At 72.6% G+C, this 237-nt stretch carries 1 protein-coding gene; it reads right to left on the reverse strand.

All coding sequences use genetic code 11. The features are described 5' to 3' along the window. Positions 1 to 237 (reverse strand): 3-keto-5-aminohexanoate cleavage protein (locus tag G3I42_RS12895; protein ID WP_164285504.1); only part of this gene is annotated, 237 nt, incomplete at both ends.

The following is a 237-nucleotide window of genomic DNA, read 5'->3' on the forward strand; positions in this document are numbered from 1 at the left end:
CGGGGCTTGAGTCCGAGCCGCTGACGGGCCTCGTCCGGGGTGGCGACCCGGGAGCCCAGCGCCTCGGTGATCTGCACGGCGCGCTCCACCAACTGGGCGTTGGTGGCCTTGACGCCCTTGCCGAGGTACAGGTTGTCCTCGAGGCCGACCCGGACATGGCCGCCGAGGAGGATCGACTGCGCGACCCACGGCATCTGCATCCGGCCCAGCGCGAAGCTCGCCCACTGCGCGCCCTCG

This window comes from Streptomyces sp. SID11385, from assembly GCF_010548245.1.
Classification (GTDB): Bacteria; Actinomycetota; Actinomycetes; order Streptomycetales; family Streptomycetaceae; genus Streptomyces.